Source organism: Photobacterium sp. R1, assembly GCF_054600795.1.
Genome location: NZ_BAAHZP010000002.1, coordinates 364,437 through 387,752 on the forward strand (window position 1 = coordinate 364,437; position 23,316 = coordinate 387,752).

23 protein-coding genes are annotated in these 23,316 nt (G+C 53.1%); 17 read left to right on the forward strand and 6 right to left on the reverse strand.

The window, feature by feature from the left end:
* Positions 1 to 12: 12 nt before the first annotated feature.
* Together ACYP03_RS04635 and ACYP03_RS04640 are read right to left on the reverse strand one after the other, a co-directional pair.
* A complete protein-coding gene (locus tag ACYP03_RS04635; protein WP_459778676.1) occupies positions 13 to 918 on the reverse strand; it encodes a UbiA family prenyltransferase in 906 nt (301 codons plus the stop codon).
* Positions 918 to 2,846, reverse strand: a complete 1,929-nt coding sequence (locus ACYP03_RS04640; RefSeq protein WP_459778677.1) for a 3-dehydroquinate synthase — start codon at positions 2,844 to 2,846, stop codon at positions 918 to 920. The genes ACYP03_RS04635 and ACYP03_RS04640 overlap by 1 nt, the downstream gene beginning before the upstream one ends.
* Before the next feature lie 470 nt (positions 2,847 to 3,316).
* Here ACYP03_RS04640 and dgt point away from each other — a divergent pair, with 470 nt between their 5' ends.
* Both dgt and ACYP03_RS04650 read left to right on the forward strand, forming a co-directional pair.
* Positions 3,317 to 4,831 (forward strand): dGTPase, encoded by a 1,515-nt coding sequence (gene dgt / locus ACYP03_RS04645; protein ID WP_330961167.1) that lies wholly within the window; start codon positions 3,317 to 3,319, stop codon positions 4,829 to 4,831.
* A gap of 173 nt (positions 4,832 to 5,004) precedes the next feature.
* On the forward strand, positions 5,005 to 7,470 hold the full coding sequence (locus tag ACYP03_RS04650) for a M9 family metallopeptidase (RefSeq protein ID WP_459778678.1): 2,466 nt from the start codon (positions 5,005 to 5,007) through the stop codon (positions 7,468 to 7,470).
* Between the two features lie 91 nt (positions 7,471 to 7,561).
* On the opposite strand, the gene ACYP03_RS04655 is transcribed toward ACYP03_RS04650, so the two are convergent.
* The 3 genes from ACYP03_RS04655 to ACYP03_RS04665 are packed head-to-tail and all read right to left on the reverse strand — an operon-like array spanning position 7,562 to position 8,891.
* Entirely contained in the window at positions 7,562 to 7,873 is a 312-nt protein-coding gene (locus tag ACYP03_RS04655) for a cupin domain-containing protein (RefSeq protein WP_330961165.1), read from the reverse strand.
* Complete coding sequence (locus ACYP03_RS04660; protein WP_459778679.1) at positions 7,870 to 8,415, reverse strand: GNAT family N-acetyltransferase; 546 nt, start codon at positions 8,413 to 8,415, stop codon at positions 7,870 to 7,872. The genes ACYP03_RS04655 and ACYP03_RS04660 overlap by 4 nt, the downstream gene beginning before the upstream one ends.
* Positions 8,412 to 8,891, reverse strand: coding sequence for a GNAT family N-acetyltransferase (locus ACYP03_RS04665; protein WP_248142617.1), 480 nt, complete (start codon positions 8,889 to 8,891; stop codon positions 8,412 to 8,414). Before ACYP03_RS04665 ends, ACYP03_RS04660 begins: the two co-directional genes overlap by 4 nt.
* Positions 8,892 to 9,106: 215 nt before the next feature.
* Here ACYP03_RS04665 and ACYP03_RS04670 point away from each other — a divergent pair, with 215 nt between their 5' ends.
* From ACYP03_RS04670 to ureG, 15 genes are all read left to right on the forward strand, one after another.
* A complete protein-coding gene (locus tag ACYP03_RS04670; RefSeq protein ID WP_330961163.1) occupies positions 9,107 to 9,424 on the forward strand; it encodes a hypothetical protein in 318 nt (105 codons plus the stop codon).
* Between the two features lie 107 nt (positions 9,425 to 9,531).
* A complete protein-coding gene (locus ACYP03_RS04675) occupies positions 9,532 to 10,446 on the forward strand; it encodes a pirin family protein (RefSeq protein ID WP_459778680.1) in 915 nt (304 codons plus the stop codon).
* Between the two features lie 280 nt (positions 10,447 to 10,726).
* Positions 10,727 to 12,013 (forward strand): urea ABC transporter substrate-binding protein, encoded by a 1,287-nt coding sequence (urtA, locus tag ACYP03_RS04680; RefSeq protein WP_442957584.1) that lies wholly within the window; start codon positions 10,727 to 10,729, stop codon positions 12,011 to 12,013.
* Positions 12,014 to 12,085: 72 nt separating this feature from the next.
* Entirely contained in the window at positions 12,086 to 13,747 is a 1,662-nt protein-coding gene (urtB, locus tag ACYP03_RS04685; protein WP_459778681.1) for an urea ABC transporter permease subunit UrtB, read from the forward strand.
* An 83-nt stretch (positions 13,748 to 13,830) separates the two neighbouring features.
* Positions 13,831 to 14,847 carry an urea ABC transporter permease subunit UrtC gene (gene urtC / locus ACYP03_RS04690; RefSeq protein ID WP_459778822.1) on the forward strand — a complete coding sequence of 339 codons (1,017 nt, stop codon included), beginning with the start codon at positions 13,831 to 13,833 and terminating at the stop codon, positions 14,845 to 14,847.
* 2 nt (positions 14,848 to 14,849) lie between these two features.
* Positions 14,850 to 15,722: an urea ABC transporter ATP-binding protein UrtD gene (gene urtD / locus ACYP03_RS04695; RefSeq protein WP_459778823.1), complete on the forward strand. Its 873-nt coding sequence runs from the start codon at positions 14,850 to 14,852 to the stop codon at positions 15,720 to 15,722.
* Positions 15,723 to 15,746: 24 nt separating this feature from the next.
* The gene (urtE, locus tag ACYP03_RS04700) at positions 15,747 to 16,442 is read left to right on the forward strand and encodes an urea ABC transporter ATP-binding subunit UrtE (protein ID WP_459778682.1); all 696 of its coding nucleotides are present in this window, start codon (positions 15,747 to 15,749) and stop codon (positions 16,440 to 16,442) included.
* Positions 16,443 to 16,489: 47 nt separating this feature from the next.
* A complete protein-coding gene (locus tag ACYP03_RS04705; protein ID WP_459778683.1) occupies positions 16,490 to 17,335 on the forward strand; it encodes an urease accessory protein UreD in 846 nt (281 codons plus the stop codon).
* A gap of 18 nt (positions 17,336 to 17,353) precedes the next feature.
* Positions 17,354 to 17,656 (forward strand): urease subunit gamma, encoded by a 303-nt coding sequence (gene ureA / locus ACYP03_RS04710; RefSeq protein WP_248142624.1) that lies wholly within the window; start codon positions 17,354 to 17,356, stop codon positions 17,654 to 17,656.
* A gap of 40 nt (positions 17,657 to 17,696) precedes the next feature.
* The gene (locus tag ACYP03_RS04715; protein WP_459778684.1) at positions 17,697 to 18,083 is read left to right on the forward strand and encodes an urease subunit beta; all 387 of its coding nucleotides are present in this window, start codon (positions 17,697 to 17,699) and stop codon (positions 18,081 to 18,083) included.
* Positions 18,084 to 18,085: 2 nt separating this feature from the next.
* Positions 18,086 to 19,789: an urease subunit alpha gene (ureC, locus tag ACYP03_RS04720; RefSeq protein ID WP_459778685.1), complete on the forward strand. Its 1,704-nt coding sequence runs from the start codon at positions 18,086 to 18,088 to the stop codon at positions 19,787 to 19,789.
* A 36-nt stretch (positions 19,790 to 19,825) separates the two neighbouring features.
* Complete coding sequence (ureE, locus tag ACYP03_RS04725; RefSeq protein ID WP_248142627.1) at positions 19,826 to 20,305, forward strand: urease accessory protein UreE; 480 nt, start codon at positions 19,826 to 19,828, stop codon at positions 20,303 to 20,305.
* Between the two features lie 57 nt (positions 20,306 to 20,362).
* Positions 20,363 to 20,959, forward strand: coding sequence for a HupE/UreJ family protein (locus tag ACYP03_RS04730; RefSeq protein WP_459778686.1), 597 nt, complete (start codon positions 20,363 to 20,365; stop codon positions 20,957 to 20,959).
* Positions 20,956 to 21,633: an urease accessory protein UreF gene (locus ACYP03_RS04735; protein WP_459778687.1), complete on the forward strand. Its 678-nt coding sequence runs from the start codon at positions 20,956 to 20,958 to the stop codon at positions 21,631 to 21,633. The genes ACYP03_RS04730 and ACYP03_RS04735 overlap by 4 nt, the downstream gene beginning before the upstream one ends.
* A gap of 12 nt (positions 21,634 to 21,645) precedes the next feature.
* The gene (gene ureG, locus ACYP03_RS04740) at positions 21,646 to 22,287 is read left to right on the forward strand and encodes an urease accessory protein UreG (RefSeq protein ID WP_459778688.1); all 642 of its coding nucleotides are present in this window, start codon (positions 21,646 to 21,648) and stop codon (positions 22,285 to 22,287) included.
* 66 nt (positions 22,288 to 22,353) lie between these two features.
* On the opposite strand, the gene ACYP03_RS04745 is transcribed toward ureG, so the two are convergent.
* Positions 22,354 to 23,256: a DMT family transporter gene (locus ACYP03_RS04745; RefSeq protein WP_459778689.1), complete on the reverse strand. Its 903-nt coding sequence runs from the start codon at positions 23,254 to 23,256 to the stop codon at positions 22,354 to 22,356.
* Positions 23,257 to 23,316: the final 60 nt, after the last annotated feature.

A 23,316-nucleotide genomic window follows, 5' to 3' on the forward strand; every position in this document is an offset into this window, starting at 1 on the left:
GGTCTCACACAATCAGGTTGCCTGAACCCACTTTTGTAAGTGAGGCATAATGAAAAACAATGCAACACAGAACAGACTGGGCAGAATCAGATTCATACTGGCCAGCATCAGCCCGTCCAGAAGCGGTACCGCTGCAAGCAAACCACCAATCAACGCCCGCACATTTCTGGACGCAGGAAAAAGGCAGTGCTTCAACATGAACAACAGATACAAACTCAGCAAACCGGCAAAGAGCCAGAAATAAGGAAAGGCGTACCCCAGCGTGGTCAGGAGCAAAACAGGAAGGAACAGGAGCCCCACCGACCACCATTGCGAGACCCGGTTTGCATGTTCTTCCCGGGCAGCGTAGGTAATCCCACTGATGTAAAGGCACAGCGCTACTGCCGCCAGCACTATCTCCGGAGTGATCTCCGCCAGCATCATGGCCGCAATCAGATAAACGCCCAGCCGGCAGCCGCCCATCAGGACCGCACTGTGCCGAAAGCGTTTGTGAACCAGGTTATAGAGCAAGATCAGCGCCGCCAGACAGAGCACCATCAACCAGCCCAGCGATGCCTGTTCCGGATACGCGTGCTGATATAAAGTCCCCGCGATTACCACGCCGAGCAGCAGCATCATGGCGCCATTCAGCCAGACCATCGCTGCCGAAACCTTTCCTTCCGGGATTGGACGGGCATTGCCGTGACGTCTGTCCCATCTGGCGTCAAAAGCATCATTGAGAAACATGCCCGCCAGATACATCAGCGACAGAGAGATCAGACATCCCCCCCACAACAGCACTTGCAGGCCCGGGCCTCCCGCTCGCATCAAGTCAGTGTCGAGGCTGGCCTGTGCCACCAGTGCGGCCGCAAACACGTTACTCCAGACACTGGGCAGATTGGAGGCCCGCCCGAGTGTCAGCCAGGTGTGCATTCGCATCAGCCGACCTCCTGCCAACGCGGCTGATCTTCATCCTGCTTCTCGGCAGGCTGATGAAACTGCTTCAAGGAGCGCAGTGCAAACAATAACCGGCCGGTGTCGATATCATGGACTTCGTCATCAGTCCCGATCGCAGTTAACAGCGTGATACATAACTGGCCGCCCAGATGCTGACGAAATTCTTCCAGTCCTTCAAAAATCAGAGGCTGTCCGTTCTGATCACAGAGATCGAGTGCCGGGTGCCACAACGTAAAACCCAGCTTTTCCAGCAAACCGGTCAGCCGTCTCAGGTCATAACGACTCAGCATTCCGGCCTCGCTGGCATAGTAGGCATCTAAAGCCATCCCTATCGCCACGGCTTCACCGTGCCGGACGTCATACTGCGTGAGTGATTCAAGCTTATGCGCGGCCCAGTGCCCATAATCGAGCGGGCGTATGTTGCCCGTTTCAAAAGGGTCACCGCCCTGAGTAATCTGCTGGATATGAAGTTCGGCACAACGTGCAATTGCATGTTGTGTCACCCGGCTGTCGAAAGCATTCAGGGCCGATACATTCTGCTCCAGCCACTGGAAAAATCCGGCACTGCGAATCGCGGCCACTTTCACCGCCTCAGCCAGTCCGGCCCGCTTATCCCGCTGCGGCAGCGTATTCAGTAAAGCCAGATCATTCAGCACGGCGAAAGGCGGGCAAAAGGTGCCAATCAGGTTTTTACTGCCATAGGCATTGATACCGTTTTTCACCCCGACCCCAGCGTCATTTTGCGCCAGGACCGTACTGGGCATCCGCAGCAATTTGATCCCGCGATGGAAGGTTGCACAGACATATCCGACGGCATCCAGCAAGGCACCGCCGCCCATCGCGATCACCATATTGTGGCGATCGACTTGATGCCGCTGCAGGTAACGGTAAAGGATATCGAGCTGTTCCGGCTGCTTGATGGCTTCTCCACCCTGAACGACGAAGGGCTCAGCCATCAAGTGGATATATTGCTGATGCTGAGAGAAATACTGTGTAGCCTCATCCAGTACTTCAGGATTTCCATCAATAACCCCCTGATCCACAATCAAAACACAACCCAGTGACAGGACGTCCTCGCCTGAATTCATCCGTGATCGCAACAATATCGTGAGCAAATCTGAATTATTCCGGGCGAATACATGCCGGGTAAAACACACAGGGTATTGATGCTGAACACTAAATGCCGCTTTAATCGTCTGAATCTCCCCCGACGCAGCATCTGATTCAGCATCAGAAACTGACGCTGAGTCAGCCAGCTGTTGCCAGATCCATTTCAGCATCCATCCCAGCGCCGGCACCGCAATACTTCCGGCCACCACCAGCAAAAATGGATCCTGAACGCTGGCATAGGTGCCGACATAGGCATATGCCGTGGCCAGCCCGATATTGGCCAGAGACGTCATGAGCAGGAATTTGCCGAAGGGATACTGAATCATACCGGCAGCGATCACCGAGGTTTCTGCCAGCACAGGAACACCGCGCATCACCACCAGCGTACTGCCGCCTAACTGACCTGCCAGACGACGGGCTTTCTGGCGTTCCCGGTGACTGAGCCAGCGGGCACCCAGCAAGCGGTCTGAGCGAATACCCAGCCAGTAACCAATACAGCAACTCAGGATTAATCCAATACTGATATTCAATGCCCCCCACAACGGACCCAGTGAGGCGATTGCAAACATAGCCACCAGACTGGACGGAATCGGTAAGACGATATCAAACGTCAGTAACACAATGATGAACAGTGAGATCAGCCAGAAACCGGCAGGGGCTTTTTCAGACAGGAAAGTGATGGTAGAGGTAACGAAAGACTGGACATCCTGTTCGAACAGAAGAAATAAAAGAATCATCAGCGCCATCACGCCAACGACGTAAAACAACAGACCCGCGCCTGTGCGATGAAATGTATCCATATTGTTCAACCTTGCCCAACTGAAAATGTGTCTGAGATTCAACGACAACCCGCAGCTTCACGCATGACGGTTCCCTGTCTGCGAATGCAAAGCCAATAAACTTTTCATTCAAATCACAATTGACACTGAACAACGATGAGTATTTCCGTCAGGAATACTTCTACTGTTTTTTGTTGAATATAGTCTTGTCTGCAAGACACAAAGATTTATCTGCTTAACGTGCATCATACAAAGATTCATTGCGTGATTGGCATCAATAAATACTATGTAAAAAACAAATGAATCAATTACCAAAATATTGATGACAGATAAATACGGCTTCTCATAATGAAACAACAGCTTATTTCACATGAGAAAGATCCCGCCTGAGCATTTCCATCTGTTATTGATCTCGCATTTTTAATTAAGCTCCTCCTTCACGGACGCCCGATCGAGTAAATTGAATCCGTTTGAATGTTGGGAGAATGGATATGGCGGTCAATTTTGAAGTAAAAATACGGTTCAACCGGGTTTACAAGACGGATGGTACAAAACATGGCTTACGACCTTATCGTGAAGGCGACGGAAGCCCTGAACTGAGAGTTTTTGAAAGCGATCGGGGACGTATTCTCAACTCGGCTGCCGTCAGACGGTTACAGCAAAAAACCCAGGTCTTCCCATTGGAAAGAAACGCTGCGGTCCGAAGCCGTCTGACCCATTCTCTCGAAGTTCAGCAAGTGGGCCGTCACATCACCCAGAAAATTTTTGAAACTTTGAAAAAACGCGAACTCATCAATCAATACGGTCTGAATGAGCTTGAAAGACAAATGGAATCGATTGTCGAAATGTCCTGCCTGATGCACGACATTGGAAATCCGCCATTTGGTCACTTTGGCGAAGCTGCGATCAATGACTGGTTCAGGAAAAATCTTAAAGCTATCGGTCAATCAGCCGGGATTCATTTACCTGATGCATTACAGCTTGATTTACAAAACTTCGAAGGCAACGCGCAAGCGATCCGGCTGGTTCACACTTTACTGGGATTAAACCTGACTTATTCTCAGGTTTCCGGGATCATGAAATACACCCGCCGGGGCGATCAGCCAAAACCCGAAAAAAGCAATGACCTGAGCTATTTAAAGAAAAAAGTCGGATATTACTTAAGCGAATATCAGTTTATTGAAGACTTAAAAACTTCGCTTCGTATTACAGACGGTTGCCGTTCACCTTTTGCTTACATCATGGAAGCAGCAGATGATATTTCTTACGGACTCGCAGATCTCGAAGATGCCGTCGAAAAAGGAATTCTGGATATTCAAAAACTCAGTCAGTTACTAGTCGAAGAATATCAAACCATCGCCCGGGATTTTGACATTGATGGTCAGGGTCTGAAAGAAATGGAAACCATCGTCGGCATTGCTCAAAACAGCGCAAGACGAGCCAGCATTTGCGGTGACAGCCAGTTTTTCATTTTCATGCGGGTTGAACTGAGCAAACGCCTGCCAGAACATGCCGCGAATAATTTTATCGATCATATTGAGGCCGTCTTTGATGGCCGCTACAACGCACATCTCATCGAAGATCGTTCAACAAATCATGCTTTAGTTAAAACCTTAAAAAATATCGCCGTCAAACATGCTTTTGGCACCAAAGAAGTCGAATCCCGGGAATTGCAGGGCTATAAAATCCTCACCGGTCTGCTGGACACATATCATGAACTACTGACACTCAGTGCCGGGCAATTTCAGCAACTGGTCGAGGGCGCAGATAAACCCGATGTAACCGCTTACCAGCACCACCTCTACAAGAAATTACCCAATAAACATATCCGCGCCTATCAGGCTGCTCTAAGGCAAGAGAACCTGGAAAATCTCCCCCTGGCATGTGACCCTCAATGCTGGGAACTGTATTTCCGCATTCGGTTAATTCAGGACTATATCAGCGGCATGACGGATCAGTTTGCCTTTGATGAATACCGAATGTTGCACGTCATCGACGAATTATAATGATCTATTGCCACAATAGCCCGGTGAAATATCGGGCTACTTTCTTTCATTACTTATATACGCTTTTGTTTATTTGTGAACTGACCTCTGAATTTCATATTCAACCCAATGCATTCTGATATCTGATTGGTATAACGCCATTTCCTGTTCCATCAAAATCAAAGGGTTATCTAATGAAACACATTCACTCCGGTTTTCAGCGATCTGCGCTGACGCTGTTAATTGCTGCGGGTTTGTACTCGAATACCGTGGCGGCTGCACCGTTTTGTGAAATCGATGCACTTTCTACTTCACCTTCCCCTGTCACTGAGATCGAGAAAGCTGATATCGATTGCCGAAACGCCTGGTTTTCTGCACCGGCAGAAACGCTGAATTCGCTTTTCAGCGAAAACAGCATTCACCAAATCCAGCAACAACTGATGCTGCACATCAACCAATACCAGGGGGAAAAGCAGCAGGCCGTTGTCATTGAAAATCTGGGTGAATTCGTTCGTGCGGCCTACTACGTCCGCTACGCACACAAAGCGCAGTATGGTGATTTTTCCGATGCGCTTGATGTCGCTCTGGCAAATACAATCAATGCATTTCTCACCTCCCCCGGCGCCACGCAAAGCGGCCGCGAGCAGGTCGCTGCACTGAAAAGTATGACCATCATGGTCGATAATATCCGTCAGTTACCGCTGACCATGGCCAGTCAGTTACAGCTGCTCAATCACTTCAACGCAGAAACCGCGAAGGATCTGCAATTTGTCGATGCGCTCAACAACCTGTTCCGCGCCATGAGCGGTCATATCAGCCTCGACCCGTTTTATGACGATCTGGCAAAGCACCCTGAATATCTGGAACAACTGCACCAGTTTATTCTGGATAACGAATGGGCGCTGGGCACCGATGCCGATTTCATCGTGAGCAACACGGCACGTGAAATGGGCCGGTTACTGGTGACACCGCACGAATCGACCCGCAAACAAGTACTTTCCATTCTGGAGTCCCTGCTGGAACGCTATCCGTTAGGCGGCAAGAGCGACAAAATGTGGGTCGGGATTGCAGAAATGATCAATTATTTTGCGCCCGATAAAGCAGAAGCACTGGGACTGAAAAATGCCAAAGCTCAGCTCGAAGCACGTGTCATGCCATTCCGTTATGAGTGTAACGGCCCGGCGATTGTCCGCGCTCAGAAGATGACTCAGGCGCAGGCGGCTGACGTGTGTGACGTGCTTTCCGGCAAAGAAGCTGATTTTCATCAGGTAGTTAACAGCGGTGACCAGCCCGTTGCGGATGATCTCAACAACCGCGTTGAAGTGGTGGTTTTCGATAACAATGCCGACTATGTCAGTTTCTCTAACTTCCTGTTCGGTAATAGCACCAATAATGGCGGTCAGTATCTGGAAGGAAATCCGGCAAACCCGGATAATCAGGCGCGCTTCGTGGCCTATCGCAATGAATATGCAGAAGGCTACAGTATTTTGAATCTGGAGCACGAATACGTGCATTATCTGGATGGCCGCTTCAATCTGTACGGCGATTTTAACGACGTACTGAGTCCGGGACACACCGTCTGGTGGCTGGAAGGTTTTGCCGAGTATATGCATTATAAACAAGGCTATACCGCAGCGGTTGAACTGGCCCGCGAGCAGACCTACACCCTGTCTGAAGTGCTGGCAACCACCTATGATCATGATCTGAACCGCATTTATCGCTGGGGTTATCTGGCCGTACGGTTTCTGATGGAGAACCACCCGGATGAAGTGAATACCCTCTTGTCCTATGGACGGCAAGGTCAGTATTCACAATGGACAGACACAGCGAAAAGACTGGGAAGTGCTTATTCAGCAGAATTCCGGGACTGGCTGCTGACCGTTGAATCCACCGGGAATGAGCCGGGCGAGCCGACGCCAGACCCTCAGCCAAACCCGGATGAAGTCACATCACTGACCTTCGATCAACCGGTGACACTGGCTGGCGAAGCCTACAGCGAACACTTGTACTATGTCGACATTCCGGCTAATACCCGTGAATTCACACTGTCAATCACAGGCGATGGCGATGCCGACCTCTACGCCAGTAATGGCCGAATCGCCCATTACTATGATTTCGACTTCACCGATTTTCAACGTGGCAGCAACGAAACACTGGCGTTTACGCCGGAAGCCAACGGCTACATCAAACCCGGACGCTATTACCTGAGTGTGACGGGTCGTGAAGCATTCCGTTCTGTCATGCTGAAGGCTGCAGCAGACATTGCGGCACCGGATCAGGGCGATGATCATCACGATTCCAAACCTGCGGATGATTTAACACCCATCGTTCTTGAAGCGGACAAACCACAGGCTGTCCGTGTTTCCGAACAGCGCTATCTGGCATTTTATGTGCCACAAGCCGGCCAGACACTGCGGGTCTGGGTCAACCCGACTCAGGAAGCAACTGGCACAGATGCATCCAACAGCAATGTGAACTTATACGCGGCCAGCGCTCACTGGCCTACCGCAGAGAAGTACGACGTTGCATCAACTTACACCGGAAACCGTGAATTCATTGAAATCACCGCAGAACAGGCAGGTTATGTCCATCTGATGCTGAGCAATGAAGGCGAAACGGCGAATGTTGAGGTTTATGCAAGTGCGGCAAGCGCGTTCTGACACCCTGAACTAAAGCCGTAAAATCTTCGTGCTTTCACTTGGGCGCCGCACGGTCACTCCCCTGACCTGCGGCGCCTTTTTCATTCTTCCATTAAACGCTGCCAGCAGTTTCAATGACCAGAACCCGCGCCTCCCCTAGCGGGTGTGCAACGTGCTCGGTACCCACAGAGGCATAGAAAATGTCACCCACGTTCAGCAAAACCGACTGCTCTGCGCCGTGCTCCCTGTAATACATCTCGACCTGTCCATCGAGCACGACGAACACTTCTTCACCGTCATTGACGTGCCATTTGTAGGGCTGATCCGTCCAATGCAACCGGGTCGTGATCCCATTCATATTGGCGATGTCCATCGCTCCCCATGCCCTGTCGGCCTGAAATTCATGGCTGCGGATTATCTTCATTTGGCTTCACTTCCCTGATGAACAACTGATTGATCAGCTTGATGAACAATACGTTCAGATTCACGGCCTGATGCAAATGCCTCAAGCGCATCTTCAGCAAACCGATAATATTCTTTTTCCTGAATCAGCGACGCACCAATGGCCCGGTAAAACTGCCCAGCAGATGGATTCGTAGTTTCTGCTGTCCAGTCCAGCCGACGACATCCTTTCTCCAGTGCCTCCCGGGCTAAATACCACATCAGCGCCTGCCCTACTTTCTGGCCTCTGGCACTGGCCGACACAAAAAGATCTTTCATAAACATCTGGCCCGAAAGCTTTGGGGCCGGATACAAAATGGAGTAAGTGGCAAAACCGACCACGTTTCCCTGCATATATGCCGCAATCACCCTGACACCAGAATGCGGTGCAAACAGGGAGCCTGACAGATAAGCTTCAATGTCATTGCGGGATGCCGCTGCATCACCAAAATAATACGTCTCCAGTTCCTGAAAAATTGGCAGTAATTCAGGGGCCTGCTCACGTGTCACTGCTTGAATCTTCACGCGTGATCTCCCTGACGCTCCGGCTGACACACCATGTTGAACTCCGTTTCAGACTCGCTGATACAACGAAAACCAAGTTTTTCATACAACCGCTTCGCCGGATTGCCTTTCAGGACACTGAGCGCCACAGACTCATGATTTGCAAAGGCCCGCGTGATCAAATCACCAATCAGCTTTTTGCCGATACTGAGATTCTGAAATTGAGGATGAATCTGAATCTGGCTCAGATACCACTGTCGTTGCTCCGGCTGATGAAACGCCTTAAACAACCCGGCATCCTGACCATTCACTTCAATGATCTGAGCCGCATCGAATTGATATTGAATACGACTGAGAAAAGACGCTTGATCCGTCGGTTCTCCCGCTTTCTCAAGGTACCGTGTCATCGTCAGTTCACGCAGTAATAGCAAGAACGGCATATCCTGCTCACCCGCTTTTCTTAATCCGATCTGATGATCTTCCCTGATATCCATCATTTACCTGTCCTTCTACCTGTCCTTTCGATATCTATCGCGACCGGAATCATATCAGAAGCTTACGTTCAGAGATGCATACAAAAACCTGAAATTCAGTTGTTCAGTTTTTTAGAATGACATGAGCAACAAATCGCTATAGATAGTGACTCAGATCACGATTAATATCTCTACATGCTTTTCGAGAACAAAAAATTTTCCCTGAAGGAGTTAGAATCATGAAAACATTCATCGCTGCACTACTAGCTGGTACGTTCACATTTTCCGCTTCAGCCTTTGCAGATTTAACGAACACCTTATCTGTTGAAGTCACACCAATGCGAGGTGGTGCCTGGGTTTTCGTTGAGAAAAATGGTGTCCCACAGGCTAATATTGATGTGACAGTTCCAAGTCAGAAATCAGCCTACAAAACGAAAGCTGACGGTCGTGTATTCGTCTACGCGCATCGCGAACACGCGCACACTTTAGCCATCAACATTTCTGAACAAGGTGGAAAACCATTCACTGTACGCCGCCTGATCCCTTCCAGCCGATAAAATACAAAAGTGACAAGAGGCGCCATCACTGGCGCCTGATTTGTATCCCTCGCGAAATTCTTGTGTTCTTCCATACTTAATGACAAACCGTTACATGGAAGAAGCTCATGAGTAATGCATTGAAAGACGTGGAACAACCTTGTGACGCCATAGATGCCTGCGGCGCCATTCAGCTTGTTCTGACCCCCAAAGATAAAGATTTGGGCGGATTTTCAGTCCGTCGCCTGCTGCCAACCGCCAGACAAAAAATGGTCGGCCCCTGGATCTTCTTCGATCATATGGGCCCGGCACACTTCCCTGCGGGCGAAGGCATTAACGTGCGCCCTCACCCACACATTGGCATCGCCACCGTTACTTATCTGTTTGAAGGCGAAATACTCCATCGGGACTCTCTGGGCAACCTACAACCCATCAAACCCGGCGATATCAACCTCATGGTGTGCGGTCGAGGCATTGTGCATTCCGAGCGGGAACGGTATGAAGTCACCTCGGTCGACCATAACCAGCATGGTCTCCAGCTCTGGCTGGCACTGCCCGTTGAAGCCGAAGAATGTGAACCTGCGTTTTATCATTACCCAGACGACAACATTCCTGCCCTGAACGTTCACGGCGTCCCGGTTCGAGTCATGATGGGGACGGCATTCGGCGTCACTTCCCCGGTCAAAACTTTTGCAGAAACCCTGTATGTTGAGGCAGCACTCGAGCCCGGCCAGCGCCTGACGCTCCCCATGGCCGATGAACGTGCCGTCTATGTTGCACAAGGCCACTTAAAAGCCAAAGACACCGATTTACCCGAACACTGCATGGCCATCCTTTCACCTCAGGAAGGCGTTGAAATCGAGGCAACCGAACCCTCCCGGATCGCCATCATCGGCGGTGAAAATATCGGCCCGCGATTCATCGAATGGAACTTCGTCTCCAGCCGGAAAGAACGCATTGAACAGGCCAAAGAAGACTGGCATCATCAAGGTTTTCCCCTGGTGCCCGGTGATGAAACGGAGTTTATTCCGTTACCGGAGTGAAGCGCGTCGTCACCGTCTGACCGGTACAACCGCCTCACGGGGGCAGACATGCCACTGAAGTGTCTGTCCCGCTTTCTCGGATCGACCTCACCAAATCAGCGCGCATTTCACCCATCCTGCACTAAAAATGAACGTCACTCAGGTTTTCTCTGCACCTTCATGAAAGAACGACCGCATAACACATTGTTTTTCAATCAATAAATTTAAAATCTAACCACACCTTACATCTGGCCTGCCCCTTGCTTCTGTGAAAACAAACAACACAATAAGGAGCAACCTCATGGTCCAAAAAGCAGTGACACTGAAATGGGCGGCCCTCGCAGCCACAATGATGTTTTCATTCAACGCGTTAGCTGCCGAGACGATTAAAATCGGCATTCTCCACTCCCTCTCCGGCACCATGGCAATCAGCGAAACCACCTTAAAAGACACCATGCTGATGCTGATCGACGAGCAAAACAAAAAAGGAGGCATCCTGGGTAAAAAGCTGGAGCCTGTTGTCGTCGATCCTGCGTCGAACTGGCCGTTATTTGCAGAAAAAGCAAGAGAACTGATTGAAAAAGACAAGGTGGATGTCGTGTTTGGCTGCTGGACGTCAGTTTCCCGTAAATCTGTCCTGCCCGTATTTGAAGAACTCGACAGCCTGCTGTTTTACCCGGTGCAGTACGAAGGGGAAGAGTCGTCGAAAAATGTGTTTTATACCGGTGCTGCCCCGAACCAACAGGCAATTCCTGCCGTCGATTATCTGATGAATGACATGGGCGTCAAACGCTGGGTGCTGGCAGGGACCGATTACGTCTACCCGCGCACAACCAATAAAATTCTGACGGCTTATCTCAAAAGCAAAGGGGTCGCCGATACTGACATCATGGTGAACTACACCCCGTTCGGCTATTCCGACTGGCAGTCCATTGTTTCTGACATCAAGAAATTCGGCGGGGCTGGAAAGAAAACCGCGGTCGTTTCAACGATCAACGGTGATGCGAACGTGCCGTTTTATAAAGAGCTGGCGGCTCAGGGCGTGAAAGCTTCAGAGATTCCTGTCGTCGCTTTCTCCGTCGGTGAAGAAGAACTGTCCGGGATGGATACTTCAGCGCTGGTCGGTCACCTGGCCGCTTGGAATTACTTCATGAGCGTCGACACCGAGCAGAATCATCACTTCGTTGAACAGTGGCACAAATTCATCAAAGATGACAAACGCGTCACAAACGATCCGATGGAAGCCCATTATCTGGGATTCAACATGTGGGTCAAAGCCGTCGAAAAAGCAGGTACCACAGATGCTGATGCCGTTCAGGATGCCATCATCGGGGTGACGGTCCCCAACCTGACCGGCGGCTACGCGACCATGATGCCAAACCACCACATCACCAAACCTGTCCTGATTGGCGAAATTCAGGATGACGGCCAGTTTGTGACCGTGTGGGAAACCAAAGACGTGGTCGCCGGAGACGCCTGGTCAGATTTTCTGCCGGGATCCAAAGATCTGTTCGCCAGTTGGGAAAAACCGATGTCGTGCGGCAGCTTCAATGTCGTGACGGGTAAATGTGCAGGCAGCAAAGAATAAACCGGCCTGATATCCCCTGCTGGTTCTGATCTCAGGACCAGCAGTAACTTTTCCCTCCTACGGACGACAATGATGATCAGACAGCAACAGCACAGGCGACAACTGACTCTGCGGACATGCTTTCAGAAATGTTTCACCCTGTTGTGCCTGCTCTGCCTGTTCGCCTCAGCACACGCCAGTGAGGTGAACAGCTTTGAGGATGTTGAACGCAGTTTTGCGCAGCGTAACTTTGCGCAGAAAGCGACAGCCATTGAATGGCTGATATCCGCACATCACCCGCAAACCAAACCGATTCTGCAAGGACTGCTGGACCGGGAGCTCGCCTATCAGAAAGGGACAGGCACTTTAGTGTTACTTCAGGGTGACGCCATTCTGACCTTAAACTCTGAAGGGTCCGTGCCTCGGCACTCAGCAAACAAACGGGATTACAAAAAAGTCACGATCAACAACAGCCTGCGAACCCTGATTCAAAGACGGCTGTCGACGCTGGACATCAGCGCAGCGGATCCGTCTGTCCGCCTGAAGGCGGTGAAAGCACTGACCGGAAAAACGGAGCCTGATCTGATTGCAGCCCTGCAGCATCAGCTTGAGACAGAAACGGACCCGGCAAATCACAGTGCCTTAGAGACGGCCATTGCTATCGGTGAGTTTCATCAGCATATTCAGACGCCGGTGACTGCCGAAAACAAATCACAGATTCTGACGCTGATCCAAGTCCTGAACGATGCGGGACATCCGGCGGCTCAGCTCAGTTTACAGCAGGCCATGCCGACAACAGATGATCCCGACATCCGTCAGCAAATCAGGCAGGCACTAAGCGACTATGAGCAGCGCCAGCGATTGTACAGCAGCATCGAAACCCTGTATTTCGGGCTGAGTCTGGGATCGGTCCTTGTGCTGGCCGGGATCGGGCTGGCAATCACCTTTGGCGTCATGAGCGTGATCAACATGGCGCACGGCGAGCTGATCATGCTGGGGGCTTATACCACCTATGTGATGCAGCAGCTGATGCCATCGCAGCCCGGTACTGCACTCGTGCTGGCGATTCCGGCTGCTTTCATGGTCTCCGGACTGGTCGGCGTCGCGATTGAACGGAGTGTGATCCGTTTCCTGTATGGACGGCCGCTGGAAACCCTGCTCGCAACATTCGGGATCAGCCTGATCTTACAGCAAGCGGTCCGCAGTATTTTTTCACCGCTGAACCGTTCTGTCGCAACGCCTGATTTCATGCAAGGCATGCTGGAAATCACGCCCATGCTCAGCCTGACCTGGAACCGCCTGATCATCATCGGGTTCAGCCTTCTGATTTTTACCCTCCTCCTGCTCGTGCTGAAAAAAACTGCGCTGGGTTTACAGGTCCGGGCCGTTTCGCAAAACCGTGCCATGGCGCGGGCAATGGGCGTTCGCTCTGAACGGGTCGACGCCATGACCTTCGGCTTAGGCGCCGGTATCGCCGGTATTGCCGGCGTCGCGCTGTCTCAGCTCACCAACGTGGGACCGAACATGGGCCAGAGCTACATCATTGATTCCTTCATGGTGGTGGTCTTTGGCGGCGTGGGGAACCTTTGGGGCACCCTGGTGGCCGGGCTGAGCCTTGGGATCTTCAACAAAGTCCTTGAGCCCTGGGCCGGTGCCGTACTGGCCAAAATACTGGTGCTGATTTTCATCATTCTCTTCATCCAGAAACGTCCGCGCGGCCTCTTTCCGCAACGGGGACGCGCTGTCGAGAGTTAACAAAAGGATTCATAATGCTGACTTCAATCCTCCGGCAGGATCGTGGCGGGCAGGTGCTTCTGAGCCTCTTGCTGGCTGCCGTCATGGTCGTGCCTGTCCTCAATCTGCTGGTGCCTCAGGGGCATCCGCTTCATCTGGAAACCTACACGGTTTCCCTGCTCGGGAAATATCTTTGCTATGCGCTGCTCGCGCTGGCGGTCGATCTCATCTGGGGTTATCTGGGGATCCTCAGCCTGGGACACGGTGCTTTCTTTGCACTGGGCGGCTACGCCATGGGCATGTACCTGATGCGTCAGATTGGCGATCGCGGTGTGTATGGCAACCCAGAGTTGCCTGATTTCATGGTCTTTCTCAACTGGCATGAACTGCCCTGGTTCTGGCACGGATTCGATCATTTCGGCTTCACCTGTCTGATGATTGTTCTGGTACCCGGCCTGCTGGCCTATGTTTTCGGCTGGCTGGCGTTTCGCTCGCGGGTCTCAGGGGTTTATCTGTCGATCATGACACAGGCCCTAACGTTTGCTCTGATGCTGGCCTTCTTCCGCAATGAAATGGGCTTTGGCGGCAACAATGGCCTGACGGACTTCAAAGACTTACTCGGCTTTGATTTACAGGCCGACGCAACCCGGATAGCGCTGTTTGTTGCGTCCGTGCTCACATTGAGCCTGAGTTATCTGCTCTGTCGCGCTATCATCACCAGCCGACTTGGCAGCCTGATCATCGCCGTGCGGGACGCTGAATCCCGGGCCCGTTTTCTGGGCTACCCGGTCGAACATGCCAAACTGGCGGTGTTTGTGATCTCGGCCGCGCTGGCTGGCATTGCCGGAGCACTGTATGTCCCGCAGGCGGGCATTATCAATCCGGGCGAGTTTGCACCGCTGAATTCAATCGAAATCATCGTCTGGGTTGCCGTGGGCGGACGCGCCACACTGTATGGTGCCGTTGCGGGGGCACTGCTGATCAACTATGCCAAAAGCTGGTTCACGGTCGAGTTCCCTGAGGTCTGGCTGTTTGCCCTTGGCAGCCTGTTTGTACTCGCCACCATTTTCCTGCCCAAAGGGCTGGCCGGTCTGCTGCAACGCCGGGAGGTTTCTGCATGACAATGTCCACCATCCCTGGCACCGAGACCTCCCGTCTGGACAGGCTGCTGGCACACAATCCGCTTCAGCCTTTCCTCCGTCGTGATGAAGTGTTCGGCTTTCTGAAGCCGCAACAGCATCCGGCCATTCAGACCCGCCACAATATGCTGTTGTACGTCGAAGGCGTCTCAGTCACCTTTGACGGTTTCAAAGCAATTGACGATCTCAACCTGTACATCAAAGAAGGTGAACTGCGCTGCATCATCGGCCCAAACGGGGCCGGTAAAACCACCATGATGGACATCATCACAGGGAAAACCCGCCCTGATACCGGACAAGTCTGGCTGGGTTCCAATCTCAACCTGCTCAACATGGATGAAGCGGCCATCGCTTCGGCTGGTGTCGGACGCAAATTTCAGAAACCGACAGTCTTCGAGTGCCTGTCTGTCCGGACCAATCTGGAACTGGCGATGGCTGGCCCCCGAAGCGTCTGGCAAACCTTCAGAGCGCGTCTGTCCGGTGAGCAGTGTGACCGGATTGAACAGGTGCTGACACTGACAGCTCTGGCGGATCACCACCAGCAAATCTCCGGCAATCTTTCTCACGGTCAGAAGCAATGGCTGGAAATTGGCATGCTGCTGATGCAGCAACCCAGACTGCTGCTGATTGATGAACCCGTGGCGGGCATGACGCATCAGGAAATGGACCGCACGGCAGAACTGCTGACAGCGCTGGCAGGTCAGCACGCTGTGATCGTCGTAGAACATGACATGGACTTCGTTCGTTCCATCGCCAGCACAGTCACCGTTCTGCATCAGGGGCATGTCCTGGCAGAGGGCAACATGACCGAGATTCAGAACAACAACAAGGTCCGTGAAGTGTATTTGGGCCAGTGACCGGACGAATCAAAAGGAAGCATGATGTTAGAGATACACCGCTTAAATCAATTTTATGGCGAAAGTCATACCCTGTGGGATCTGAATCTGTCTGTTCCTGAAGGTCAGTGCACGGTCCTGATGGGTCGCAATGGCGTGGGAAAGACCACCCTGCTGCAATGCATTATGGGGCTGAACAAAATCCAGAGCGGACAGATCACCTTCCACGGAAAAGCACTGCTGCCCCTGCCTGTTGAGGCTCGTCCCAGGCTGGGTATCGGCTATGTCCCGCAGGGACGACAAATCTTTCCCCTGCTGACAGTGGAAGAAAACCTGCAAATCGGCCTGCCTGTCCGGCCCCGCGGAGACCGGAAGATTCCGGACTTTATTAACGATCTATTCCCGGTCCTGAAAGAGATGCGGCATCGCCGGGGCGGTGACCTGTCCGGCGGCCAGCAGCAACAGCTGGCGATCGCCCGTGCGCTGGTGCTCGATCCGAAACTCCTGCTGCTGGATGAACCCACAGAAGGCATCCAGCCCAATATTGTTCAGGAGATAGGCGACATTATTCGCAAGCTGAACCACGAGTTGGGTCTGACTGTGCTATTAGTTGAACAGAAACTCCCCTTTGCGCGCAAAACCGCCGACCGCTTCTGCCTGCTCGATCGCGGACGAAACGTCGCCAGCGGCGCGATGGACAGCCTGAGTGACACACAGATCAAGGAGTACCTCACCGTATGACCGCCAGCACTCACCTTTCGGAGGCCAATCTGACGAGGACAGCAATATTGTCAGAAAACCAATCGGGCTGGCAGGCAGAGATCCGCCTCGGCTTTGCAGATCGAGGCGATAAGACCGTCCTCAGGGAACGCAGTCAGAAAGGGCCGCTTGCGGTGCATCGCCCCCTCTATCCCGAAGGCCCGGTTTGCCATACCTATCTGCTTCACCCACCGGGCGGCGTCGTGGGCGGTGATCAGCTCACCATCCAGGCTCAGGTCAGCGAACGGGCGCACGCGCTGGTGACCACCCCTGGTGCAACCAAATTTTACCGCTCAGCCGGAGCGTATGCCCGCCAGCGTCAGGTACTCCGTGTCGCGCCGGACGCCGTGCTGGAATGGCTGCCGCAGGAAAACATTCATTTTCCCGGAGCACAGGTCAGATTCAGCACCGATATTCACATTGCACCGGGCGGACGCTTTATCGGCTGGGAGATGCACTGTTTTGGGCGGCCTGCACTGAATGAGTGCTTCAATGTGGGGCATGTCTTTGGAAATTGCCGGGTTTTTCTTGGTGAAACCTTAATGCTTGCAGAAGGAATGAACCTCGAGACACAAAGCGCCGATCCTGCCAGAGCCGCCAGTCTGCGGGATTTCGCCATGAATGCCACCTTGCTGATAGCCGGAGATACCGAAGGTTTGCTCACCGTGGTACAGGATTTGCTAAATCAACAGAAACTGGCCGGGAATCAAAGCAATACCATCGCAGGCGTGACGGAAATCGACGGCCTGATCGCCGTCCGTGCACTGGCGCAGGGCACAGAGCCGCTGTTCCAACTGTTCACCCGGATCTGGCAGCACACCCGTGCGCACTGGTATGGCACCTGGCCGCTGCCGCCCCGAATCTGGGCCACTTAATGGAATCAAGGACATCGAATGGAACTGACACCCAGAGAAAAAGATAAGTTACTGATATTCACTGCGGGACTGCTGGCAGAACGCCGTAAAGCCAAAGGGCTGAAGCTGAATTACCCTGAAGCAGTTGCACTCATCAGTGCCGCCATCCTGGAAGGCGCCCGTGAAGGCCAAACCGTGGCCGAACTGATGGATTACGGACGCACCATTCTGACCCAGGACGATGTCATGGACGGTGTCGCCGCCATGATCCACGACGTGCAGGTCGAAGCCACGTTTCCGGACGGCACCAAGCTGGTCACCGTTCACGAGCCGATTGTTTAAGCCACATTTTCTCAGGACTATTTTCAGGACAGGCACCATCATGACGAAGGACAGACACCCAACGACAACACCTCTGATCCCCGGTGAACTCCGGACTGCAGCAGGTGAAATCACCCTCAATGCCGGGCGGGAAACCTGCACCATCAGCGTCGCCAATCTCGGCGATCGTCCGGTACAAATCGGCTCGCACTACCATTTTTACGAAGCAAATGAATCCCTGCAGTTTGATCGGGAAACAGCCCGGGGATTTCGTCTCAATATCGCCGCCGGAACAGCTGTACGCTTTGAACCGGGTCAGCGCCGCACTGTAGAGCTGGTTGCTTTTGCCGGTCATCGCAAAGTGTTTGGTTTTCAGGGCAAAGTCATGGGTGAGCTGGATACTGCCACGTCCGTTGAAGTGTCCAATAAACCGCAGGGAGAGAACTGAATATGGCAAGGATGTCCCGACAAGCTTACGGGGAGATGTTCGGCCCGACAACAGGTGACAAACTGCGGCTCGCAGATACTGAACTGTGGCTGGAAGTCGAAAAAGACTTCACCGTTTACGGTGATGAAGTGAAATTTGGCGGGGGTAAGGTGATCCGTGACGGCATGGGCCAGAGCCAGCGCCCGTCCTCGCAGACTCCGGATCTGGTGATCACCAATGCCGTGATTCTCGACTACTGGGGAATCGTCAAAGCCGATATCGCCGTCAAACATGGCCGGATTCAGGCCATCGGCAAAGCCGGAAACCCGGATATTCAGCCCAATGTCGATATCATCATCGGCCCCGGCACAGAAATCATTGCCGGTGAAGGCCAGATCCTGACGGCCGGGGGCATAGATGCGCATATTCACTTCATCTGCCCCCAGCAAATTGAAGAAGCGCTGATGTCCGGCATCACGACCATGATTGGCGGCGGAACCGGCCCTGCAACCGGCACCAATGCGACCACCTGTACCCCGGGTCCGTGGAACATCCACCGGATGCTGGAATCTCTGGACAGCTTTCCCATGAATTTTGGCCTGCTGGGCAAAGGAAACGGCAGTCTGCCGGAAGCACTGCACGAGCAAGTCGCCGCAGGCGCAATCGGTCTCAAACTGCACGAAGACTGGGGCACCACACCTGCATCCATCGACTGCTGTCTGAGCGTGGCTGAACAAACCGATGTGCAGGTCGCGATTCATACCGATACCCTGAATGAGTCCGGCTTTGTGGAATCCACGCTGGCTGCAATCGGCGATCGTGTCATTCACACCTACCACACCGAAGGGGCCGGCGGTGGTCATGCGCCCGATATCATCCGTGCGGCCGGGATTGCCAACGTGCTGCCTTCCTCAACGAATCCGACCCGGCCTTACACCATCAACACCGTAGATGAGCACCTCGACATGCTGATGGTGTGTCATCATCTCAATCCGTCGATTGCGGAAGATGTCGCCTTTGCGGAGTCCCGTATCCGCCGGGAAACCATTGCAGCCGAAGATATCCTGCATGATCTGGGCGCCTTTTCGATGATTTCTTCCGACTCACAAGCTATGGGGCGTGTGGGCGAAGTGATCACCCGCACCTGGCAGACCGCCCATAAGATGAAAGTCCAGCGCGGCAGCCTGAAAGAAGATCCCGCGCAGCATGATAACTTTCGCCTGAAACGCTACATTGCCAAATACACCATCAACCCAGCCATTACGCATGGCATCAGCCATGAAGTCGGCTCGGTGGAAGTCGGCAAGCTAGCGGATCTCGTGCTCTGGAAACCGGCATTTTTCGGCATCAAGCCAAGCGCCATTCTCAAAGGCGGAATGATTGCCGCCGCACCAATGGGCGATCCCAACGCCTCCATCCCGACACCTCAGCCCGTACATTACCGCCCGATGTTCGGCAGCTTCGGCAAAGCCAGCCAGCAGACGTCCATGCTGTTCCTGTCTCAGCAAGCCTATAAAGAAGGCGTCGCACATTCACTGGGGCTGCAAAGCAAGATTGGCGTGGTCAAAGGCTGCCGCACCCTCCGTAAAGCAGACATGAAACTCAACGACTGGCTGCCGAAGATTGAGGTCGATTCCCAGACGTATCAGGTCCGCGCTGATGGCGAATTACTGGTGTGTGAACCCGCCACCGAATTACCGATGGCACAACGCTATTTCTTATTCTGACTCCTCTTCCTCTGATAAACATTGCAGGATGCAACCATGATTGAATTAACCCGCTTCATCCCGGCTGCTGAACGGCCGGACAGCCACTTTGATGTGACGCTGAGTCTGCCGATAGATGCCCGGATTAAAAGCCGTCTGAAAGTCACGCTGGATGATGGCCGAGACGCCGGACTCTTCCTGCCCCGCGGCTACATTCTCCGTGACGGTGATTTGCTTACCAATGACAACGGGATTGCGGTGACTGTCCTCGCAGCGCCGGAGTCGGTCTCGACCGTGTACTGCGCCGACCCTCACCTGCTGGCACGCCTGTGTTATCACCTGGGCAACCGGCATGTTCCGCTGCAAATCCAGCCGGGCTGGCTGCGGTATCAGCATGATCATGTGCTGGATGACATGGTTCATGGCCTTGGCGGCACCGTCACGGTAGAACAGGCACCGTTTGAGCCGGAATCCGGTGCTTATGGCGGCCAGCACGGTGGCCACAGCCATCATCACCACCCTGAACACGAACACTAAATTGCGCTGCCCGCAGCACCTTGTTCAACACAACCAAAATCAGAAAAGGAACTTCACATGAGCCAGCTTTCAAATCATCACCGTCTTGTCATTTTTACTCTTGGCGCCTTACTGACAGCCCCTGCTTTCGCCCATGTCGGCCACGGTCAGGAAACCGGCGCCATCGTTGATTCTTTCATGGCGGGCGTGACACATCCCCTCACCGGATTGGATCATCTCGCCATGCTGCTCGGGGTCGGTTTCATTTCGGCTCAAACGCCGGGACTGAAGAAACAGCTTTCCCTGATCGTCAGCGCGCTGATGAGTATTCTGCTTGGCCTGTCATTCGGCGCCCTGACCGGGGCTTTTACCGGGATGGAGAGCCTGATTCTGGGGTCAGTGTTTGTGGCCGCCGCCGCACTGGGATTCAAAGCTTCCGGACGCAGCCATCTGGCAACCGTCGGTGCAATCCTCTCGGTGGTGATGTTACTGGCGCACGGCTGGGCGCATGGGGTTGAAGCACCGGCATCCGCGTTATTGGCTTTCGCACCGGGAATGCTGGTCAGCGCCACCGGTCTGCTCATCACCGGGCACCTGATCGGTCGTGCAGTCCCGGCACGCTGGCTGAGCCCGGTCCTGGCATTCAGTGGCGTGATGCTGGCACTGGCTTCGTGAAGATGCACGATCCAACGGCCGAGTTCCGGCTTTTTCAGCTCATCAGCCCTTCCCTGCCGATTGGCGCTTTTACTTATTCGCAAGGGCTGGAGTGGGCAGTTGAACACGGCTGGGTCTCTGACAAAACCTCGCTGGGGGACTGGCTGAAAGACATACTCAATCAAAGTCTGGTGACACTCGAACTCCCCGTGCTCAGGCGACTTTATCGGGCCTGGAAATCGGAGGACCTGCCGGAAGTCGCCCGCTGGAATCAATGGTTGTATGCCAGCCGGGAAACCAGAGAACTGAGACTGGAAGAAAAACAGCGAGGAAAGGCAACGGCCACCCTGCTGCAACAACTGGACATTCCGTTGCCAACGCATGCGGGACTGGTGGAAGACAATCAGCTTTCCGGCTTTGCACTGGCAGCCACACACTGGGGCATTGAGATAGACGCCCTCTGCCGGGGATATCTGTGGAGCTGGCTGGAAAATACCACCATGGCAGGCGTCAAACTGATTCCGCTCGGCCAGACTGCCGGTCAGCAACTGTTGCTCGATCTCGCGACGGTGCTGACCGATGCTGTTGCCCGATCCGCCCTGATTCCGGATGACGCCGTCTGCAGCTTCGCACCGGCACAGGCGATTGCTTCCAGTCAGCATGAAACCCAATACACACGCTTATTCCGTTCCTGAGGAGACGAGAACATGGATTACAAACAACCTTTGCGCATTGGTATCGGCGGTCCGGTCGGTTCAGGTAAAACCGCACTGCTGGAGGTCCTGTGTAAGGCGATTCGCGATATCTACAACATTGCGGTCGTCACCAATGACATTTACACCCAGGAAGATGCAAAAATCCTGACCCGGGCTGAAGCGCTGGATGCCGACCGTATTCTAGGCGTTGAGACCGGCGGCTGCCCCCATACAGCCATTCGTGAAGATGCCTCGATGAATCTGGCCGCGGTAGAAGAATTGGCCAAAAGACACAAAAATCTGGACGTGGTTTTTGTCGAAAGCGGCGGTGACAACCTGAGTGCTACCTTCAGCCCGGAGCTGGCCGATCTGACCATCTACGTCATTGATGTGGCCGAGGGTGAAAAAATTCCCAGAAAAGGCGGTCCAGGGATCACCCGTTCAGATCTGCTGGTGATCAACAAAATTGACCTTGCCCCTTATGTCGGCGCATCGCTTGAAGTCATGGAAGCAGACACACAGCGGATGCGTCCGAATAAGCCCTATGTATTTACCAATCTGAAAGAAAAACAGGGGCTGGAAACGATTATTGAATTTATTGAAACCGCAGGCATGTTGAAGCAGGCAAATGAGCCTGATGCCCGGGTTTCCTGAGGAAAGTTCGGGGACAGGCCGTTTGCAATGCGGTCTGTCCCCTTTGATTGACTATCGTTTTCTCACTTAAGCCGTCTGCCCCTTCTGACGGATAAACGGCACCAGTGAAGTAAACAACATCCCGACAAGCACCGTCACCATGCCCAGCACCTGCACGGGGGCCGGGAACTGTCCCAGTGCCATGCCAATCAGCAAAGTACAAACAGGAACCAGATTAAACGCCAGTGTGGTTTTCTCCGGCCCCAGACACAGATTCCCGTGAAGCCAGCTGTAGTAAGCCATCACCGTCCCTGCCACCGCCATATACACCAGCAACAAGCCGGACTGAATATTTAACTGCATCACCTGTGACACCACATCTTCTCTGAGCCAGGCAAATACGCCTATCATCAGCGCGCCTGAGGTGATCGTCCATCGTGTCAGTTGCCCCGCCGGAACTTCCGGCAGCCATCGCTTCACCAGTACGGTAAATAAACAGCCCGACATACATGAGATAGCAATGAAACTATCCCCTGCGGATAACACGACACCCAGAACCTGCCCCTTAGTCACAACCAGATACACACCGATAAAGCCAATGAGTAATCCAAACCACTGCCAGTTTCGGATACGACTGCCAAAAACCAACCGAGACAGAATTAATCCGACAGCCGGGGTTGCCCCCATAATCAGTGCGCCATTCAACGCACTCGTCATCGTCAGGCCAATAAACATGGCTGAATTAAAAATGAAAACGCCAATCCCTCCCAGAATAATGAGTTTGAGCTGCTGATTGAACGTCAGAACCGACTCCGGCTTTTTCCGGAAGGCACGCAACAATAAAAGAATGGCCGCGGCCAGCAGAAAACGAAAAGCGGCGGCACTGAGCGGCGTCGGGGAATGATTCAGCCCGGTGATCGCATGAAAATTACTGCCCCACAGAAAGACAGCTGAAAACACCATCAGCCAGGCAAAAGTTTGAGATTGCATCTGTATTTATCCACATCAGTTCAGGGTTGGCGTAGATTATCGATTTCACATATGGTAGTT

Bases quoted from the DNA above. Each gene is read 5' to 3' on its own strand.
- ACYP03_RS04655 (WP_330961165.1), bottom strand. From the start codon at position 7,873: ATGAAGATAATCCGCAGCCATGAATTTCAGGCCGACAGGGCATGGGGA.
- ACYP03_RS04635 (WP_459778676.1), bottom strand. From the start codon at position 918: ATGCGAATGCACACCTGGCTGACACTCGGGCGGGCCTCCAATCTGCCC.
- ureA (WP_248142624.1), top strand. From the start codon at position 17,354: ATGGAACTGACACCCAGAGAAAAAGATAAGTTACTGATATTCACTGCG.
- dgt (WP_330961167.1), top strand. From the start codon at position 3,317: ATGGCGGTCAATTTTGAAGTAAAAATACGGTTCAACCGGGTTTACAAG.
- ureE (WP_248142627.1), top strand. From the start codon at position 19,826: ATGATTGAATTAACCCGCTTCATCCCGGCTGCTGAACGGCCGGACAGC.
- urtD (WP_459778823.1), top strand. From the start codon at position 14,850: ATGTCCACCATCCCTGGCACCGAGACCTCCCGTCTGGACAGGCTGCTG.
- ACYP03_RS04715 (WP_459778684.1), top strand. From the start codon at position 17,697: ATGACGAAGGACAGACACCCAACGACAACACCTCTGATCCCCGGTGAA.
- urtC (WP_459778822.1), top strand. From the start codon at position 13,831: ATGGTCGTGCCTGTCCTCAATCTGCTGGTGCCTCAGGGGCATCCGCTT.
- ureC (WP_459778685.1), top strand. From the start codon at position 18,086: ATGGCAAGGATGTCCCGACAAGCTTACGGGGAGATGTTCGGCCCGACA.
- ACYP03_RS04670 (WP_330961163.1), top strand. From the start codon at position 9,107: ATGAAAACATTCATCGCTGCACTACTAGCTGGTACGTTCACATTTTCC.
- ACYP03_RS04665 (WP_248142617.1), bottom strand. From the start codon at position 8,891: ATGATGGATATCAGGGAAGATCATCAGATCGGATTAAGAAAAGCGGGT.
- urtB (WP_459778681.1), top strand. From the start codon at position 12,086: ATGATCAGACAGCAACAGCACAGGCGACAACTGACTCTGCGGACATGC.
- ACYP03_RS04745 (WP_459778689.1), bottom strand. From the start codon at position 23,256: ATGCAATCTCAAACTTTTGCCTGGCTGATGGTGTTTTCAGCTGTCTTT.
- ACYP03_RS04730 (WP_459778686.1), top strand. From the start codon at position 20,363: ATGAGCCAGCTTTCAAATCATCACCGTCTTGTCATTTTTACTCTTGGC.
- ureG (WP_459778688.1), top strand. From the start codon at position 21,646: ATGGATTACAAACAACCTTTGCGCATTGGTATCGGCGGTCCGGTCGGT.
- urtE (WP_459778682.1), top strand. From the start codon at position 15,747: ATGTTAGAGATACACCGCTTAAATCAATTTTATGGCGAAAGTCATACC.
- ACYP03_RS04650 (WP_459778678.1), top strand. From the start codon at position 5,005: ATGAAACACATTCACTCCGGTTTTCAGCGATCTGCGCTGACGCTGTTA.
- ACYP03_RS04675 (WP_459778680.1), top strand. From the start codon at position 9,532: ATGAGTAATGCATTGAAAGACGTGGAACAACCTTGTGACGCCATAGAT.
- ACYP03_RS04640 (WP_459778677.1), bottom strand. From the start codon at position 2,846: ATGGATACATTTCATCGCACAGGCGCGGGTCTGTTGTTTTACGTCGTT.
- urtA (WP_442957584.1), top strand. From the start codon at position 10,727: ATGGTCCAAAAAGCAGTGACACTGAAATGGGCGGCCCTCGCAGCCACA.